At 52.8% G+C, this 233-nt stretch carries 1 protein-coding gene; it reads right to left on the bottom strand.

Annotation, left to right across the window (positions count from 1 at the left end; all coding sequences use genetic code 11):
* Positions 1–208, bottom strand: a 208-nt coding sequence (locus lacNas_RS03635) for an OB-fold domain-containing protein (protein WP_280515429.1), incomplete at its 3' end; no start/stop codon positions are given.
* Positions 209–233: the final 25 nt, after the last annotated feature.

Raw genomic sequence — 233 nt, 5'->3', positions numbered from 1 at the left:
TGAACAGGCCCTTGTCCTGCTGGCTCTTGGAACCGTAAAGGGCAATGCCGTTTTCCCGCACTACCTGTTCGATATAGATCCGGGCCTTGTCCCCCTCATGGTAGGCATATGGAGTCGGCGTCAGGATCCGGTAGCCGATTCCGGCCACCTCGATCACGACATAGGCCGGATTCACTGCAGTAATGATGCCCTCAAAATACTCGTACATCTGCTATCCTTTCTTAAAAAGCTTG

This window comes from Lactobacillus nasalidis (assembly GCF_016587775.1).
Lineage (GTDB): Bacteria > Bacillota > Bacilli > Lactobacillales > Lactobacillaceae > Lactobacillus > Lactobacillus nasalidis.
The sequence above is the reverse complement of the archived record's forward strand: the minus strand, read 5'-3'. Positions and strand labels throughout refer to the sequence as shown.